The sequence below is a fragment of the Donghicola mangrovi genome, assembly GCF_013377535.1.
Taxonomy (GTDB): Bacteria; Pseudomonadota; Alphaproteobacteria; order Rhodobacterales; family Rhodobacteraceae; genus Donghicola; species Donghicola mangrovi.
This window is the reverse complement of the sequence record NZ_JABCJE010000011.1, coordinates 1-14776: the sequence shown is the minus strand read 5'-3', so window position 1 is coordinate 14776 and position 14776 is coordinate 1. Positions and strand designations below refer to the sequence as shown.

12 protein-coding genes are annotated in these 14776 nt (G+C 62.6%); 9 read left to right on the top strand and 3 right to left on the bottom strand.

Annotation, left to right across the window (positions count from 1 at the left end; all coding sequences use genetic code 11):
• The first annotated feature begins 63 nt into the window (after positions 1–63).
• The 7 genes from HJ536_RS16910 to katG all read left to right on the top strand — a co-directional run bounded on the left by HJ536_RS16910 (position 64) and on the right by katG (position 9070).
• Positions 64–1653, top strand: a complete 1590-nt coding sequence (locus HJ536_RS16910) for an ABC transporter substrate-binding protein (protein ID WP_177158633.1) — start codon at positions 64–66, stop codon at positions 1651–1653.
• A 72-nt stretch (positions 1654–1725) separates the two neighbouring features.
• Positions 1726–2832, top strand: coding sequence for a M24 family metallopeptidase (locus HJ536_RS16905; RefSeq protein WP_177158632.1), 1107 nt, complete (start codon positions 1726–1728; stop codon positions 2830–2832).
• The gene (locus HJ536_RS16900; RefSeq protein ID WP_177158631.1) at positions 2826–3833 is read left to right on the top strand and encodes an ABC transporter permease subunit; all 1008 of its coding nucleotides are present in this window, start codon (positions 2826–2828) and stop codon (positions 3831–3833) included. Before HJ536_RS16905 ends, HJ536_RS16900 begins: the two co-directional genes overlap by 7 nt.
• A complete protein-coding gene (locus HJ536_RS16895; RefSeq protein WP_177158630.1) occupies positions 3833–4723 on the top strand; it encodes an ABC transporter permease subunit in 891 nt (296 codons plus the stop codon). Before HJ536_RS16900 ends, HJ536_RS16895 begins: the two co-directional genes overlap by 1 nt.
• 3 nt (positions 4724–4726) lie before the next feature.
• Positions 4727–5704: an ABC transporter ATP-binding protein gene (locus tag HJ536_RS16890; protein WP_176856116.1), complete on the top strand. Its 978-nt coding sequence runs from the start codon at positions 4727–4729 to the stop codon at positions 5702–5704.
• Positions 5701–6654 (top strand): dipeptide ABC transporter ATP-binding protein, encoded by a 954-nt coding sequence (locus tag HJ536_RS16885; protein ID WP_177158629.1) that lies wholly within the window; start codon positions 5701–5703, stop codon positions 6652–6654. Before HJ536_RS16890 ends, HJ536_RS16885 begins: the two co-directional genes overlap by 4 nt.
• A gap of 247 nt (positions 6655–6901) precedes the next feature.
• Positions 6902–9070, top strand: coding sequence for a catalase/peroxidase HPI (katG, locus tag HJ536_RS16880; RefSeq protein ID WP_177158628.1), 2169 nt, complete (start codon positions 6902–6904; stop codon positions 9068–9070).
• A gap of 54 nt (positions 9071–9124) precedes the next feature.
• Here katG and HJ536_RS16875 read toward each other — a convergent pair whose 3' ends face one another.
• The 3 genes from HJ536_RS16875 to HJ536_RS16865 all read right to left on the bottom strand — a co-directional run bounded on the left by HJ536_RS16875 (position 9125) and on the right by HJ536_RS16865 (position 11626).
• Positions 9125–9844 (bottom strand): phosphatase PAP2 family protein, encoded by a 720-nt coding sequence (locus tag HJ536_RS16875; protein ID WP_228028772.1) that lies wholly within the window; start codon positions 9842–9844, stop codon positions 9125–9127.
• 39 nt (positions 9845–9883) lie between these two features.
• Positions 9884–10180 carry a hypothetical protein gene (locus tag HJ536_RS16870; RefSeq protein ID WP_177158627.1) on the bottom strand — a complete coding sequence of 99 codons (297 nt, stop codon included), beginning with the start codon at positions 10178–10180 and terminating at the stop codon, positions 9884–9886.
• Between the two features lie 114 nt (positions 10181–10294).
• Positions 10295–11626 carry a dicarboxylate/amino acid:cation symporter gene (locus HJ536_RS16865; RefSeq protein WP_177158626.1) on the bottom strand — a complete coding sequence of 444 codons (1332 nt, stop codon included), beginning with the start codon at positions 11624–11626 and terminating at the stop codon, positions 10295–10297.
• A gap of 233 nt (positions 11627–11859) precedes the next feature.
• On the opposite strand from HJ536_RS16865, the gene HJ536_RS16860 reads away from it, so the two are divergent.
• Positions 11860–13452, top strand: a complete 1593-nt coding sequence (locus HJ536_RS16860; protein WP_177158625.1) for a sensor histidine kinase — start codon at positions 11860–11862, stop codon at positions 13450–13452.
• Complete coding sequence (locus tag HJ536_RS16855) at positions 13449–14774, top strand: sigma-54-dependent transcriptional regulator (protein WP_177158624.1); 1326 nt, start codon at positions 13449–13451, stop codon at positions 14772–14774. Before HJ536_RS16860 ends, HJ536_RS16855 begins: the two co-directional genes overlap by 4 nt.
• The last annotated feature ends 2 nt before the right edge of the window (positions 14775–14776 follow it).

Below are 14776 nucleotides of genomic sequence, written 5' to 3'. Positions count from 1 at the left end.
AGGCGGACAAACGGTGCACCAGACACCGGACACCATCAAAGACCCAACATGGAGGTTGATCTAATGTTACTTAAGGCAAAATTGCTTGGCATGGCCGCAGCGATGGCTCTGTCGGCAGGCGCCGCGCATGCGCAGGCTCTGGTCTATTGCTCCGAAGGCTCGCCCGAGGGCTTCGATCCCGCGCTCTATACCGCTGGCACCACGTTCGACGCGTCCAGCCACCCCGTCTACAACCAGCTGGTCGAATTCAAGGTCGGCACCACCGAGACCCAGCCCGGTCTGGCCGAAAGCTATGAGGTCTCCGAGGATGGCCTGAAGGTGACCTTCCACCTGCGTCAGGGCGTGAAGTTCCACTCGAACGACCAGTTCACCCCGACCCGCGACTTCAACGCGGACGACGTGATCTTTACCTTCGACCGTCAGGGCAACCCCGAGAACCCCTACAATCAGGTTTCGGGCGGCACTTGGGAATACTACACCGGCATGTCCATGCCCGAGCTGATCAAGAGCATGGAAAAGGTTGACGACTACACCGTTGTCTTCCACCTGAACCGCCCCGAGGCGCCCTTTATCGCGAACATGGCGATGGACTTTGCCTCGATCGTGTCCAAGGAATACGCCGATGCCATGCTGGCCGCCGGCACCCCCGAAATGCTGAACCAGGCGCCCATCGGCACCGGTCCGTTCGTCTTCCAAGCCTACCAGAAGGACGCAGTTGTCCGCTACGTGCGCAACGGGGCCTATTGGGGTGAACCGGCCAAGGTCGAGGCGCTGATCTTTGCGATCACCCCCGATGCATCGGTCCGCTACCAGAAGCTGCAGGCTGGCGAGTGCCACGTCATGGCCTATCCGAACCCCGCCGACATCGAAGCGATGAAGTCCGACGAAGGCGTCAAGGTGCTGGAGCAAGAGGGCCTGAACGTGGGCTATCTGGCCTACAACACCCAAGTCGCGCCCTTCGACAAGCCCGAGGTCCGCAAGGCCCTGAACATGGCGATCGACAAGCAAGCGATCATCGACGTGGTCTTCCAAGGGTCTGGCCAGATCGCCAAGAACCCGATCCCGCCGACCATGTGGTCCTACAGCGATGCGACCGTGGATGACGCCTATGATCCCGAAGCCGCCAAGAAGATGCTGGCCGATGCCGGTGTCAGCGACCTGTCGATGAAGATCTGGGCAATGCCCGTTCAGCGTCCCTACAACCCCAACGCCCGCCGTATGGCCGAACTGATGCAGTCGGACTTTGCCAAGGTTGGCGTGAACGTCGAGATCGTGTCCTATGAGTGGGGCGAGTATCTGGAGCGTTCCAAGGACACCGCCCGTGACGGCGCGGTTCTGCTGGGTTGGACCGGCGACAATGGTGATCCGGACAACTTCCTGGCCGTTCTCTTGGGCTGTGACGCTGTGGGCGGTTCCAACCGTGCCCAGTGGTGCAACGAGGACTTCGACAAGGTCGTCAAGGCCGCCAAAGTCACCAGCGATCAGGCCGAGCGCACCAAGCTCTACGAAGAAGCCCAAGCCATCTTCAAGGATCAGGCCCCTTGGGCAACCATCGCGCATTCGGTGGTGTTCATGGTCACCCGTCCCGAAGTTGACGGCTATGTCGTGCACCCGCTGGGTGGTCACATCTTCAATCAGGTCGGCCTGAAGTAAGGTCCCTGCCCCATCGGGACCGGCGTTTCTGGCGCCGGTCCCCCCTTTCGTATCCAAACATCCGAGGGTCCTATGACTGGCACGCTTTCTGACAGGCTGGCCGACTATTCCGCCGTGGCACGCAGCCTTGGCGTTGACGCAGTCGCGCTGGTGCCCGGACCGAATTTCACCCGCGTCGTCCATCATCCGTTCATGAGCCACGAGCGCCCCTTTGTGCTGGCCGCCTGCGCCGATGGCCGCGCCGCTGCGATCGTCCCCAATCTGGAGCTGCAAAGCTGGGGCTTGGTCGGGTTTGACGGGCCGGTCTTCGACTGGCGCGATCAGACCGGTTATGCGGACGCCTTCACCGGCTTCATGGACTATCTGAATGCAGGCAGCATCGCAGTCGAAGGTCAGGTCATGCGGGTCTTTGTGCACCACGCCATGACCACCGCCCGCGCGGGCGTTCAGATCGTGGATGCCGAGCGCGAAATCTCTGCCCTGCGGATGATCAAAACGCCCGAAGACATCGAGGCCATGCGCACCGCCATCCAGATCTCCGAACGGGCACTGGAGCGCACCATCGGCACGATCAAGATGGGCGACACCGAAAAGCAGATCGAGCAATCGCTGATCCTGAACCTGTTCGCCGAAGGGGCCAGCGACCACGCCTTCCGCCCCATCGTTGCCGCCGCCGAGAACTCTGCCCGCCCCCATGCCGAGGCCCGCGATGTCCCGATCAAACCCGGTGACGCGCTGCTGTTCGATTTCGGCGCCCGCTGGGGTGGGTTCTGTGCGGACATCACGCGGACCTTCTTTGTCGGCCATGTCGCGGACGAGGACGCCGAGATTTACAACACCGTCCTGCGCGCCAATCGCCGTGGCCACGAGGTTGCCCGCGATGGCGTCACCGCCCACGAGATCGACGACGCCGTGACCAGCGTGCTCGAAGCCTCTCCCTTTGCCGAATTCATCCGCACCAAGACCGGCCACGGCCTTGGCCGCGAGGTACACGAAGCCCCCTATGTCATGCGCGGCAACCACATGGTGCTGCCCGCTGGCACCGTGTTCACCAATGAGCCCGGTCTGTACCTGCCCGGCCGCCTTGGTGTGCGGCTCGAGGATGACGTGCTGATCACCGAAAGCGGCTGCACCTCCCTGACCACCTTCCCGACCGAACTGCGGGTACTGGAATGCTGAAATACTTTGCCTCTCGTCTGCTGACGTTTATCCCGACCTTTATTGGCGTCACGCTGATTTCATTCGCCTTCATCCGCCTGCTGCCCGGTGACCCGATCATCGTGATGGCGGGTGAACGCGGCATGTCCCCCGAGCGCCACGCCGAACTGACCGCGCAATTCGGCTTTGACCAGCCGATGTACATCCAGTTCTGGAACTACCTGACCGGCGTTCTGCACGGCGATCTGGGCAACTCGTTCGTCACCAAGAAACCGGTGTGGGACGAGTTCTTTGCCCTTTTCCCAGCGACTTTGGAGCTGTCGATCTGCGCCATGATCTTTGCGGTGGCCTTGGGCCTGCCCGCCGGTGTGATCGCTGCCGTGAACCGCGGCAAGTTCTTTGACCGCACGCTGATGTCTACCGCCCTGATCGGGTATTCGATGCCGATCTTCTGGTGGGCGCTGCTGCTGATCATCGTCTTCTCGGGCATCCTGAAATGGACGCCTGTGTCGGGCCGGATCGACCTGATTTACTACTTCCCGAACGCGTCGGGCTTCATGATTTACGATGCACTCATGTCCGGCCAGTCCGGTGCGCTGTGGTCCGCCATCCGCCACCTGATCCTGCCGACCATCGTTCTGGGCACAATCCCGCTGGCGGTGATCGCCCGCCAGACCCGTTCCGCGATGCTCGAGGTTTTGGGCGAGGACTACATCCGCACCGCCCGCGCCAAGGGCATGTCCCCCGCCCGCGTCAACGCTGTGCACGCCCTGCGCAATGCCCTGATCCCTGTGATCACCGTGATCGGCCTGTCCGTCGGCACCCTGCTGGCGGGCGCGATCCTGACCGAGACGATCTTTAGCTGGCCAGGCATCGGCAAGTGGATGGTCGATAGTATCTTCCGCCGCGACTACCCCGTTGTCCAAGGCGGCCTGCTGCTGATTGCCGTGATGGTGATGATCGTGAACCTGACTGTTGATGTCCTCTATGGCATCATCAACCCCAAGATTAGGAAACGCTGATGACCGAGATGTCGAACACTCCGTCCCGTCCCAGCGCCTTGCGTGAATTCTGGTACTACTTCCGCGAAAACCGTGGGGCCGTCATGGGCCTGTGGGTCTTCGGAGCCTTCCTGATCGTGGCGGCATTCGCCCCGTTCATTGCGCCCCACGACCCGACCATGCAGTACCGCGAGCACATCCTGCAGCCCCCGTTCTGGCAAGAAGGCGGAAGCTGGACCTTCCCCTTGGGCACTGACCCCTTGGGCCGCGATATGCTGTCCCGCCTGATTGTGGGGGCGCGGTTCAGCTTCTTTGTGGGAATTGTGGTGGTGTCGATTGCGTCGGTTGGCGGGATCGTCATCGGGGTGCTGGCGGGCTTTGCGCCGCGCTGGCTGGACACGATCATCATGCGCCTGATGGACATCATTCTGGCGTTCCCCTCGCTACTGCTGGCCTTGGTGCTGGTGGCCGTTCTGGGGCCGTCGCTGACCAACGCCATGATCGCCATCGCCATCGTTTTGCAGCCCCACTATGTGCGCCTGACTCGCGCCTCGGTCATGTCCGAGCGGCAAAAGGACTACGTGACCTCGGCCCGTGTGGCGGGTGCCGGCCTGATGCGGCTGATGTTCATCACCGTCCTGCCCAACTGTCTGGCCCCGATCATCGTGCAGGCGGCGCTGTCGTTCTCAACCGCTATTCTGGATGCGGCGGCTCTGGGCTTTCTGGGGATGGGCGCGCAGCCCCCGACCCCCGAATGGGGCACCATGCTGGCCGAAGCACGCGAGTTCATTCTGCGCGCATGGTGGGTCGTGACCTTCCCCGGTGTGGCCATTCTGATCACCGTTCTGGCGATCAACCTGATGGGCGACGGTCTGCGCGACGCCCTTGATCCCAAGCTGAAAAGGAGCTGAGACATGAGCCTCCTCCGTATTCGAAATCTGAGCGTTGAGTTCTCGACCTCGACCGGCATGTTCCGCGCTGTGGACAGTGTGGATCAGGACGTGGCGAGCGGTGAGATTCTCGCCATCGTGGGCGAGAGTGGATCGGGCAAGTCCGTGTCCATGCTGGCGTTGATGGGCCTCTTGCCGTGGACCGCCAAAGTGACCGCCGACGAGCTGTCGTTTAACGGCCACGACCTGCTGACCATGAACGCCAAGGACCGCCGCAAGATCATCGGCAAAGACCTTGCGATGATCTTTCAGGAGCCGATGTCGTCCTTGAACCCGTGCTTCACCGTGGGCTGGCAGATCAAGGAAGCCCTGCGCAAACATCTGGGCATGGGCCGCGCCGAGCGGCACAAACGCGCCATCGAACTGTTCGAGCAGGTCGGCATCCCCGCGCCGGAAAAGCGTCTGTCGTCCTTTCCCCACCAGCTGTCGGGGGGCATGAACCAGCGCGTGATGATCGCGATGGCGATTGCCTGCAAACCCAAGCTGCTGATTGCGGACGAACCCACCACGGCGCTGGATGTGACCATTCAGGCGCAGATCCTCGACCTGCTGACTTCCCTGCGCGAAGAGAGCGGAATGGGTCTGGTCCTGATCACTCACGATATGGGTGTGGTCGCCGAAACCGCCCACCGCGTCAGCGTCCAATATGCGGGGCAAAAGATCGAGGAGCGCCCCGTGCGCGATCTGTTCCGCGCCCCGCATCATCCGTATTCGGATGCGCTGCTGCGCGCTCTGCCTGAACGCGCCACGGAAAAGCGTCTGCCCACCATCCCCGGCGTCGTCCCCGGACAGTTCGACCGGCCCGCAGGGTGCCTGTTCAGCCCGCGCTGCCAGTTCGCGAACGACCACTGCCGCAGCGTGCCCCCTGCCCCGCTCGGGGCTGATCTGGGCTACGCCCGCTGCCACTACCCGCTGAACACCGACCAGAGGATCGCGTCATGACCCAAGCCCCCGTGATGACCGCCAGCCATCTGGCCCGCCATTATGCGGTGGGCGGCGGGCTGTTCAGCAAACCCCAGACCCTGCGAGCCGTGCAGGACGTGGATTTCGAACTCTACGCGGGCAAGACGCTGGCCGTGGTCGGCGAGTCCGGCTGCGGGAAATCGACCCTTGCCCGTATGGTCACCATGATCGAGGAGCCGACCAGCGGCACCCTGACCCTTGATGGCCAAGCGGTGACGCCCGACCAATGGGCCTCGGTCCGCCAGTCGGTGCAGATCGTGTTCCAAGACCCCTACGGATCGCTGAACCCGCGCCAGCGGATCGGGCAGATCCTGATGGAGCCCTTGGTGATCAACCGCCCCGATCTGTCCAAGGCCGAGAAAGAAGACCGCGCCCGCCAGATGCTGAACATGGTCGGCCTGCGCCCCGAGCATTTCGACCGCTATCCGCACATGTTCTCGGGCGGGCAGCGCCAGCGGATCGCGATTGCCCGCGCCCTGATGCTGGACCCCAAAGTGCTGGTGCTGGACGAACCCGTGTCGGCACTGGACCTGTCGATCCAGTCTTCGGTGCTGAACCTGCTGACTGATCTGCAAGAGCGTCTGGGGCTGGCCTATCTGTTCATCTCGCACGACCTCAGCGTTGTGCGCCACGTGGCCGACGATGTGATCGTGATGTATCTGGGCCGCGCCGTGGAAAAGGGCCCCAAGGAGGCGGTGTTCGACAACCCCTCTCATCCCTATACCAAGGCGCTGCTCTCCGCGACGCCCATCGCCGACCCCGAGCACCACAAAGAACGGATCAAGCTGACCGGCGAACTGCCGTCCCCGCTGAACGTCCCGCCGGGCTGCGCCTTTGCGCCGCGCTGCTGGCTGGCCACGGACAAATGCCGCGCCGAGCGGCCGGACCTGACATCAGGCCCCCATCAGGCGGCGTGCTTTTACGTCTGACCCGAACGATCCACCACACGACCCATGCCCCCATTGCCCCAGCGCGACGGGGGCTTTTTCAATGCTGCACTGCGGCCATTTCGATAACCTGAAATTATCGCAACAAAAAAAACATACGATTATATTTTATCGGAATCCTCTCCTATCTTCGTTTTCAAGAAATCACGGCGGCCCCCCGCAATCCGGGGAACTTTCGCCGCTGTGGTCACTTTGATCACTGACCAACGTATTGAAGGCGGAGGAAAAAATGGACGGAAATCATAGCGCGGGCAAATGTCCTGTGATGCACGGGGGCCAGACCTCGAACCAGAACTCGGTGACCAGCTGGTGGCCCAATGCCCTGAATCTGGACATCCTGCATCAGCACGACACCAAAACGCAGCCCTTTGGCGCCACCTACAACTACCGTGAAGAGCTGAAAAAGCTGGACGTCGAGGCGCTGAAGCAAGACCTGCGCGACCTGATGAAGAACAGCCAGGAATGGTGGCCTGCGGACTGGGGCAGCTATGTGGGCATGTTCGCGCGGGTGGCGTGGCACGCAGCCGGATCGTACCGCTTGGCCGATGGCCGTGGCGGCGCAGGCACCGGCAACCAGCGCTTTGCACCGCTGAACAGCTGGCCCGACAACGTGAACACCGACAAGGGCCGCCGCCTGCTGTGGCCGATCAAAAAGAAATACGGCAACAAGGTTTCGTGGGCCGACCTGATGATCCTGTCGGGCACCATCGCGTACGAAGTGGCCGGCCTGAAGACCTTTGGCTTTGCCTTTGGCCGCGAAGACATCTGGCACCCCGAGAAAGACATTTACTGGGGCGCAGAGCGTGAATGGCTGGCGCCGTCGGACAACCGCTACGAAGACGTGACCAAGCCCGACACCATGGAAAACCCGCTGGCCGCTGTGCAGATGGGTCTGATCTATGTGAACCCCGAAGGCGTGAACGGCAAACCCGACCCGATGGCGACCGCCGCTCAGGTCCGCGAGACGTTCGCCCGCATGGCCATGAACGACGAGGAAACCGCCGCTCTGACTGCTGGCGGCCATACCATCGGCAAATCCCACGGCAACGGCAGCCCGGCCAACCTGAGCCCCGATCCGGAAGCGGCGGATGTTGAGTACCAAGGCATCGGCTGGCTGAACACCAAAGGCCGCAGCATCGGCCGCGATCAGGTGGTCTCCGGCATCGAAGGCGCGTGGACCAAGAACCCGACCCAGTGGGACATGGGCTACTTTGACATGCTGTTCGGTTATGAGTGGGAGCTGACCAAAAGCCCCGCAGGCGCATGGCAGTACAAGCCCGTCGACATCAAAGAAGAAGACATGCCCGTGGACGTCGAGGACCCCTCGATCCGCTGCATGCCCATGATGACCGACGCCGACATGGCGATGAAGGTGGACCCGATCTACAACGCGATCTGCCACAAATTCATGGCGGACCCCGAGTACTTCTCGGAGACCTTTGCCCGCGCATGGTTCAAGTTGACCCACCGCGACATGGGCCCCAAGGCGCGCTACATCGGTCCCGATGTACCCGCCGAAGACCTGATCTGGCAGGACCCGATCCCCGCTGGTGCGACCGGTTACGACGTGGCTGGCCTGAAAGCTGCCATCGCCGCCAGTGGCCTGAGCCTGACCGACATGGTCAACACCGCTTGGGACAGCGCCCGCACCTATCGCGGGTCGGACATGCGCGGCGGTGCGAACGGTGCGCGCATCCGTCTGGCGCCTCAGAAAGACTGGGCCGGCAACGAGCCCGAGCGTTTGGCGCGTGTTCTGTCGGTGCTGGAGCCGCTGGCCACACAGTTCGGCGCAAGCGTTGCGGACACCATCGTGCTGGCCGGTAACGTCGGCATCGAGCAAGCTGCCAAGGCCGCCGGTCACGACATCGACGTGCCCTTTGCCCCCGGCCGCGGCGATGCGACCGACGAGCAGACCGACGCCGACAGCTTTGACGCGCTAGAGCCGATCCACGACGGTTTCCGCAACTGGCAGAAGCGCGACTATGTCGTCTCGGCCGAGGAAATGCTGCTGGACCGCGCTCAACTGATGGGTCTGACCGCGCACGAGATGACCGTCCTGCTTGGCGGGATGCGCGCGATGGGCACCAACCACGGCGGCACCAAGCACGGCGTCTTTACCGACCGCGAAGGCGCGCTGACCACGGACTTCTTCGTGAACCTGACCGACATGGCCAACACCTGGCATCCGGTGGGCGATGGCACCTACGAAATCCGTGACCGCAAGACCGGCGCGGTGAAGTGGACCGCCAGCCGCGTTGATCTGGTGTTCGGCTCGAACTCGATCCTGCGCGCCTATGCCGAGATCTACGCCCAAGACGATGGGCAGGACGCGTTCCTGAAGGCCTTTGTCGATGCGTGGACCAAGGTGATGAACGCCGATCGCTTCGATCTGGCCTAAGACAAAAAAGGCCCGCACTGGACATCCGGTGCGGGCCTTTTGATTTTCGGTGGATCAGCTTTCGATCTTGCCTCGGCGGGCCAGCCATCGGGCGACCATCGCCACCCCCAGCGCCCAAGCCGCCCCCAAGGACCAGCCTGCCAGCACGTCCGAGGGCCAGTGCACCCCCAGATAGACCCGACTGATCCCGACCAGCATCGCCAGAACCGCCGCCACCACGATGTAGAACGCACGGATCGAGGGGCGGTCATCGGCACGCGCCAACATCACCGCCAAAGTCAGATAGGTCACCGCCGACATCATCGAATGGCCCGAGGGGAAGGACGAGGTCGACACCTCGACCGCGTGGGACACCAGATCGGGACGCGGCCGGTCAAAGCCCAGTTTCGCCAGATGGGACAGCGCCTGCCCGCCCGCGATGGACACCGCCAACAGCGCCGCCGATCCCCGTTGGCGCACCAGCAGCAGATAGACCAGCACCGACACCGTCATCAGGGTCAGGACCGTGACCCCGCCCAAAGCCGTCAGGTCCCGCATCGCAATCTCGATTTGCGGGCCGCCAATGGGATTGTCCAGCTGACCGGGCACTCGGAGCGCCAGCATCACCGCCTCGTCAAAGGCGTGCAGGTCGCCTTCGGTCATCTCCTCTGCGATCCCGACAAAGGCCCAGAGTGCCCCGGCAATCACTGCCAGCATCATCAGCGTGCGGGTTTCAAAACGGTGGATCAGGGCGGTCAGCATGGGCAAACGGGACATGGCGGTCTTTCTGGTCATCTGTTCGGGAAACGCCCGATGCGCCCCGACTGTTCCACCCTAGCGGCGCTTCTGGCGCTTGGGTCGGGGGGCGCGTTTGGGCTTGGCCGGTGCGGGCGCGGGTTCAGGCCGAGAGAACAGATCACCGATCCACTTCATCAGCATGAACGGCCAGAGCAGTCCCGCCAGCATCGAGATCACAACCACGATCGGGCTATCCAGATCGCGCTCGGTCACAGGCATAGGGTCATTTTTGAAAAGCATCACGATGCCGCAAATCATCGCAAACAGCAGATAGGCCACCGCCCACAAGGGCAGCGCGGTAAACAGGCTATCAAACAAAGCATCAGTATCCATAAGCCTGACCTACCAATCCCGCTGCCGTTCGGAAAGAGGCACCTATGTCGCCCCGCCAAAACGGAAAAACCGGAGCACGAGGGCTCCGGTTTTCCGAGGGGTGGTTTGGTGCGATTATTCGGCGGGGGCCATCGCGATGTTGTCCTTTGGGGCGGACGGCGGGGGCAGCTCTCCGTTCAGGGCTTTGGCCAGCTGGTCGCGGTCCAGTTTGCCCTCCCACCGGCTGACGACGATGGTTGCCACCGCGTTACCGATGAAGTTGGTGATCGAGCGGCATTCCGACATAAAGCGGTCTACGCCAAGGATCAGCGCCATGCCCGCCACCGGCACAGTCGGCACCACCGACAGGGTCGCGGCAAGGGTGATAAAGCCCGCACCGGTCACGCCAGCCGCACCCTTGGACGACAGCATCGCCACCAGCAGCAGCAGGATCTGATCCCCCAGCGCGATGTCGATATTCATGGACTGCGCGATGAACAGCGCCGCGAGGGTCATGTAGATGTTGGTACCATCAAGGTTGAACGAATAGCCGGTCGGCACCACCAGACCCACGACGGGGCGGGCGCAGCCTGCGGCCTCCATTTTCTCCATCAGGGCGGGCAGCGCGGATTCCGACGACGAGGTCCCCAGAACCAACAGGATTTCCGCCTTGAGATAGCCGATCAGCTTGAAGATCGAGAAGCCGTTCAGCCAGCACACCGTCCCCAGAACGCCGATGACGAAAATGGCGGCGGTTAGGTAGAAGGTGCCCACCAGCATCGCAAGGTTGGTGATCGCGCCAAGGCCGTATTTGCCGATGGTAAACGCAAAGGCACCAAAGGCACCGATGGGGGCGGCCTTCATCAGGATGCCGACCATGCGGAAGATCACGATGGACGCTTTTTCACACAGGCTCACGACGGGGGCCGCGTGATCGCCCACCAGAATGCAGGACACGCCGAACAGGATCGCCACGAACAGCACCTGAAGGATGTTGCCCTCGGTAAAGGCCGAGAAGATCGTGGTCGGGATGATCCCCATCAGGAAGCCAGTGATGCTGGTTTCATGCATCTTCGAGGTATAGGTCTCGACCGCGTCGGCATTCAGCGAAGCCGGGTCGATGTTCATCCCCGCACCGGGCTGGATCACGTTGGCGATCACCAGACCGACGATCAGCGCAAGGGTCGAGAAGAACAGAAAATAGCCGAACGCCTTGGTCGCGACCGAGCCCACGCTTTTCAGCGAGCCCATGCCCGCCAGACCGGTCACGATGGTCAGAAAGATCACCGGCGCAATGATCATCTTGACCAGCTTGATGAAGGCATCGCCAAGGGGCTTCATCGCCTCGCCGGTGCCGGGGTAGAAATGGCCAAGCAGCGCGCCAAGGGTGATGGCTACCAGAACCTGGAAATACAGGTGCTTGTAAAAGGGGATATGGCGCACAGGGGCGCCGGTCTCGAAGTGCATTTGCTCCTCCGCATGCGTTGAGATTTCCCTGCAGGATACGGAAGGGGCGGGTTAGGCTCCAATTTTGCGGCAAAAACGTTAAATCGCTGTTAAGTTTTGGAATTTCCTTGCTGCGGTGCGGAATTGTGTTACCATATGGAAACACTTAAAAGGGCCGGAGTTTCCATTTCGAAACAGTTGGGGCCCGACTCTCTATGGCGCGTTTTCACACTCCCTCCCCCCGCCGAGCGGCCATGTGGGCCGCCGCGCTGGCCGTTCTGGCGGGCACATGGTTCGGGTCCGTTCATCTGGCCCTGGAGCGCGCCCGAGAGGAAGCAGCCATCGACGCCCAAACCCGCGCCTTGGGGGTATCGTCCGAGCTTGCACGGCAACAGGCGGTGGGCGCTGTCCTGTCGAGTGACCCCCAAGTGATCGCCGCGCAGACCCTGCCCTTGCAGGCCGCCAATCAGGCTTTGTCGCAACGGCTCGAGGCCTTGAACGCTGAAATCGGCGCGTCCGTGCTGTATGTGATGGATGCGGCGGGCAAGACGACCTCTGCCTCGAACTGGCGCGAGCCGACCAGTTTCGTGGGGCGCAGCTATGATTACCGTGCCTATTTCCAGCAGGCGATGGCAGGGGGCGAAGGGCGAGAATATGCCCTTGGCAGTGTCAGCCGCCTGCCCGGCCTGTACCTGTCGCGTCGGATTGATGGCGTGGGGCAGCCCTTGGGGGTTGTGGTGGTCAAGCTCGACTTTAACGAATTCGAAACCACGTGGCGGGCCTCGGCGCGTCCCAGCTATGTGGCGGCCACGGATGGCACGGTGACCGTGACCTCGGAACCTGCGCTGCGCTTTCTGCCAGAGCCGCCCGAAACCCGCTGGACCATCCGCCAGCCCGTGCCCCGCTCTGACTGGCATCTGGTGATGACCCTGCCCACCGCGCCCGTCTACGGCCAAGGGGTTGCGGCGGTGGTGATCGTGGGCCTCGTGCTGACGGGCGCGGCGCTGGTGCTAGCCAACCATACCCGCCGTCAGGCCGAAGCCGCCCGCTACCGCACCCGGCTAGAGCAGGACGTTGCCACCCGCACCGCCGCCCTGTCGCAGGAAATCCGCGACCGCGAAGTGGCCGAGGCGCAACTGGCCGAAATGCAGGGGACCTTGGTTCAGGCCAACAAACTGGCCGCCTTGGGGCAGATTTCCGCAGGGGTCGCGCACGAGGTGAACCAGCCGCTCGCCACCATCCGCCTGTTGGCCGAATACGGCCAAGAAATGCTGCCCAAGGGCGCGCAGTCTGATGTGGTCAAAGAAAATCTGGCGCAGATCGTGCGGATGTCTGAACGCATCCAGACCATCACCTCGGACCTGCGCGGGTTCGCCCGCAAGGCGCGCGGCGATCTGGGGCCGGTGAGTGTGGCGGGGGCTTGGCGCGCGTCTTTGCGGCTGGCGGCCAGTCGGGGGGCTGCGGACCGGATCAGGATCATCGCTGACCCGATCCCCGAGGATCTGCGCGTCAGGGCCGAGACCGTGCGGTTGGAACAAGTGCTCGTGAACCTGATCCAGAACGCCCGAGAGGCCCTGACCGACACGCCCGATCCATGCATCACGCTGACCCATCGGATCGAGGGCGGGCGCCTGATCCTGCGCCTTTCTGACAACGGGCCCGGTTTGCCGCTCGAGGTGGCCAACGCGCCCTTCACCCCGTTCCAGACCACGAAACCACAGGGCCTCGGCCTTGGGCTGGTGATTTGCGAGACCATCATGCGCGATTTCGGGGGCGCATTGCAGGTCGAGCCCGCGGCGGTCGGCACCACATTCCGGCTGAACCTCAATCTATGGAGCGACGCATGACCGAAACCAAAGGACTGATCCGGCTGGTGGAAGATGATGCACCGCTCTTGGCCGCAACCGTCCAAGGCCTGCGCCTGTCGGGGTTCGAGACCGAAGCCTTTGACACCCCCCTGCCCGCTTTGGAGGGGTTAAGCCGCGATTGGCCCGGTGTCGTGCTGTCTGACGTGCGGATGCCCGGCATCGATGGGATCGAACTGGCCAAACGCATCCGCGCCATTGATCCCGAATTGCCGGTGGTGCTGCTGACGGGCCACGGTGACGTGGAAATGGCGGTGCAAGCCCTGCACGATGGCGTCTATGATTTCATGACCAAGCCAACGAGCCGCGCCACTCTGGAAACCACGCTGGCCCGCGCCCTGTCAGCCCGACGTCTTGTCCTGGAAAACCGCCGCCTCCGCGAGGCCCAAGCCACCGTTCCCGCCCTGTCCGAGGGATTGATCGGCACCAGCCCTGCGATCCAGCACCTGCGTCAAACCGCAGAACACATCGCCGCTGCGGAAATGAACGCGCTCTTTACCGGCGAAACTGGCGTGGGCAAAGAACGTCTGGCCCGTCACATCCACTCTATCAGCGCACGGCGGTCCCGACCCTTTATAGCGGTGCATTGCGGAGCGATTAACCCTGATCGTTATGAAGCTGATTACTTTGGCACAGTCAGCGCGGGCGGCCCCCTGATGCGCACTTATGGACGGATCGAGACGGCTTCGCGAGGGATGCTGTATCTGGACGGGATCGATGCGATGCCCTTGGAAATGCAGGCCCGCATGCTGGAAGCCATCGAAACCGGCCGGATCTGGCCCCAAGGCGCCAACGCAGCCAGGCAGGTTGATTTGTGGGTGATCGCTTCGTCGGTGAAGGATGTGTCCGGGATGGTCGCGGCAGGCACATTCCGCGCAGACCTCTATTACCGTCTCAGTGGCCTAACGCTGCCCCTCCCCCCACTGAAAGCACGAAGAGAAGACGTTCCGCACATCTTCCGGCATTTTGCCACGAGGGTTAGTGAGCGCACCGGCCGCAAGGTCCCCCCCCTTTCGCCGGTAATACAGGCGCATTTGGACAGCCACGATTGGCCGGGCAACTTGCGTGAACTTGAGCAATACGCCGAAGCATTTTGTACAGGGATCGAGGTGGCACCTTCAATCAACCTGCCGGATGCAAGTCTGAGCGAGATGATGGATCGCTATGAGGCAACCCTACTACGCAATGCCCTGCAGGTATCAAAAGGGAATGCCACAGCGGCTATGGATCGTTTAGGCGTCTCTCGGAAGACGTTCTATTCGAAGCTGCTGAGGCATGGGATCAGGGCAGATCGGTACCGGTGAGG

Bases quoted from the DNA above. Each gene is read 5' to 3' on its own strand.
- HJ536_RS16860 (WP_177158625.1), top strand. From the start codon at position 11,860: ATGTGGGCCGCCGCGCTGGCCGTTCTGGCGGGCACATGGTTCGGGTCC.
- HJ536_RS16905 (WP_177158632.1), top strand. From the start codon at position 1,726: ATGACTGGCACGCTTTCTGACAGGCTGGCCGACTATTCCGCCGTGGCA.
- HJ536_RS16865 (WP_177158626.1), bottom strand. From the start codon at position 11,626: ATGCACTTCGAGACCGGCGCCCCTGTGCGCCATATCCCCTTTTACAAG.
- HJ536_RS16855 (WP_177158624.1), top strand. From the start codon at position 13,449: ATGACCGAAACCAAAGGACTGATCCGGCTGGTGGAAGATGATGCACCG.
- HJ536_RS16895 (WP_177158630.1), top strand. From the start codon at position 3,833: ATGACCGAGATGTCGAACACTCCGTCCCGTCCCAGCGCCTTGCGTGAA.
- HJ536_RS16875 (WP_228028772.1), bottom strand. From the start codon at position 9,844: ATGACCAGAAAGACCGCCATGTCCCGTTTGCCCATGCTGACCGCCCTG.
- HJ536_RS16890 (WP_176856116.1), top strand. From the start codon at position 4,727: ATGAGCCTCCTCCGTATTCGAAATCTGAGCGTTGAGTTCTCGACCTCG.
- HJ536_RS16870 (WP_177158627.1), bottom strand. From the start codon at position 10,180: ATGGATACTGATGCTTTGTTTGATAGCCTGTTTACCGCGCTGCCCTTG.
- HJ536_RS16885 (WP_177158629.1), top strand. From the start codon at position 5,701: ATGACCCAAGCCCCCGTGATGACCGCCAGCCATCTGGCCCGCCATTAT.
- katG (WP_177158628.1), top strand. From the start codon at position 6,902: ATGGACGGAAATCATAGCGCGGGCAAATGTCCTGTGATGCACGGGGGC.
- HJ536_RS16900 (WP_177158631.1), top strand. From the start codon at position 2,826: ATGCTGAAATACTTTGCCTCTCGTCTGCTGACGTTTATCCCGACCTTT.
- HJ536_RS16910 (WP_177158633.1), top strand. From the start codon at position 64: ATGTTACTTAAGGCAAAATTGCTTGGCATGGCCGCAGCGATGGCTCTG.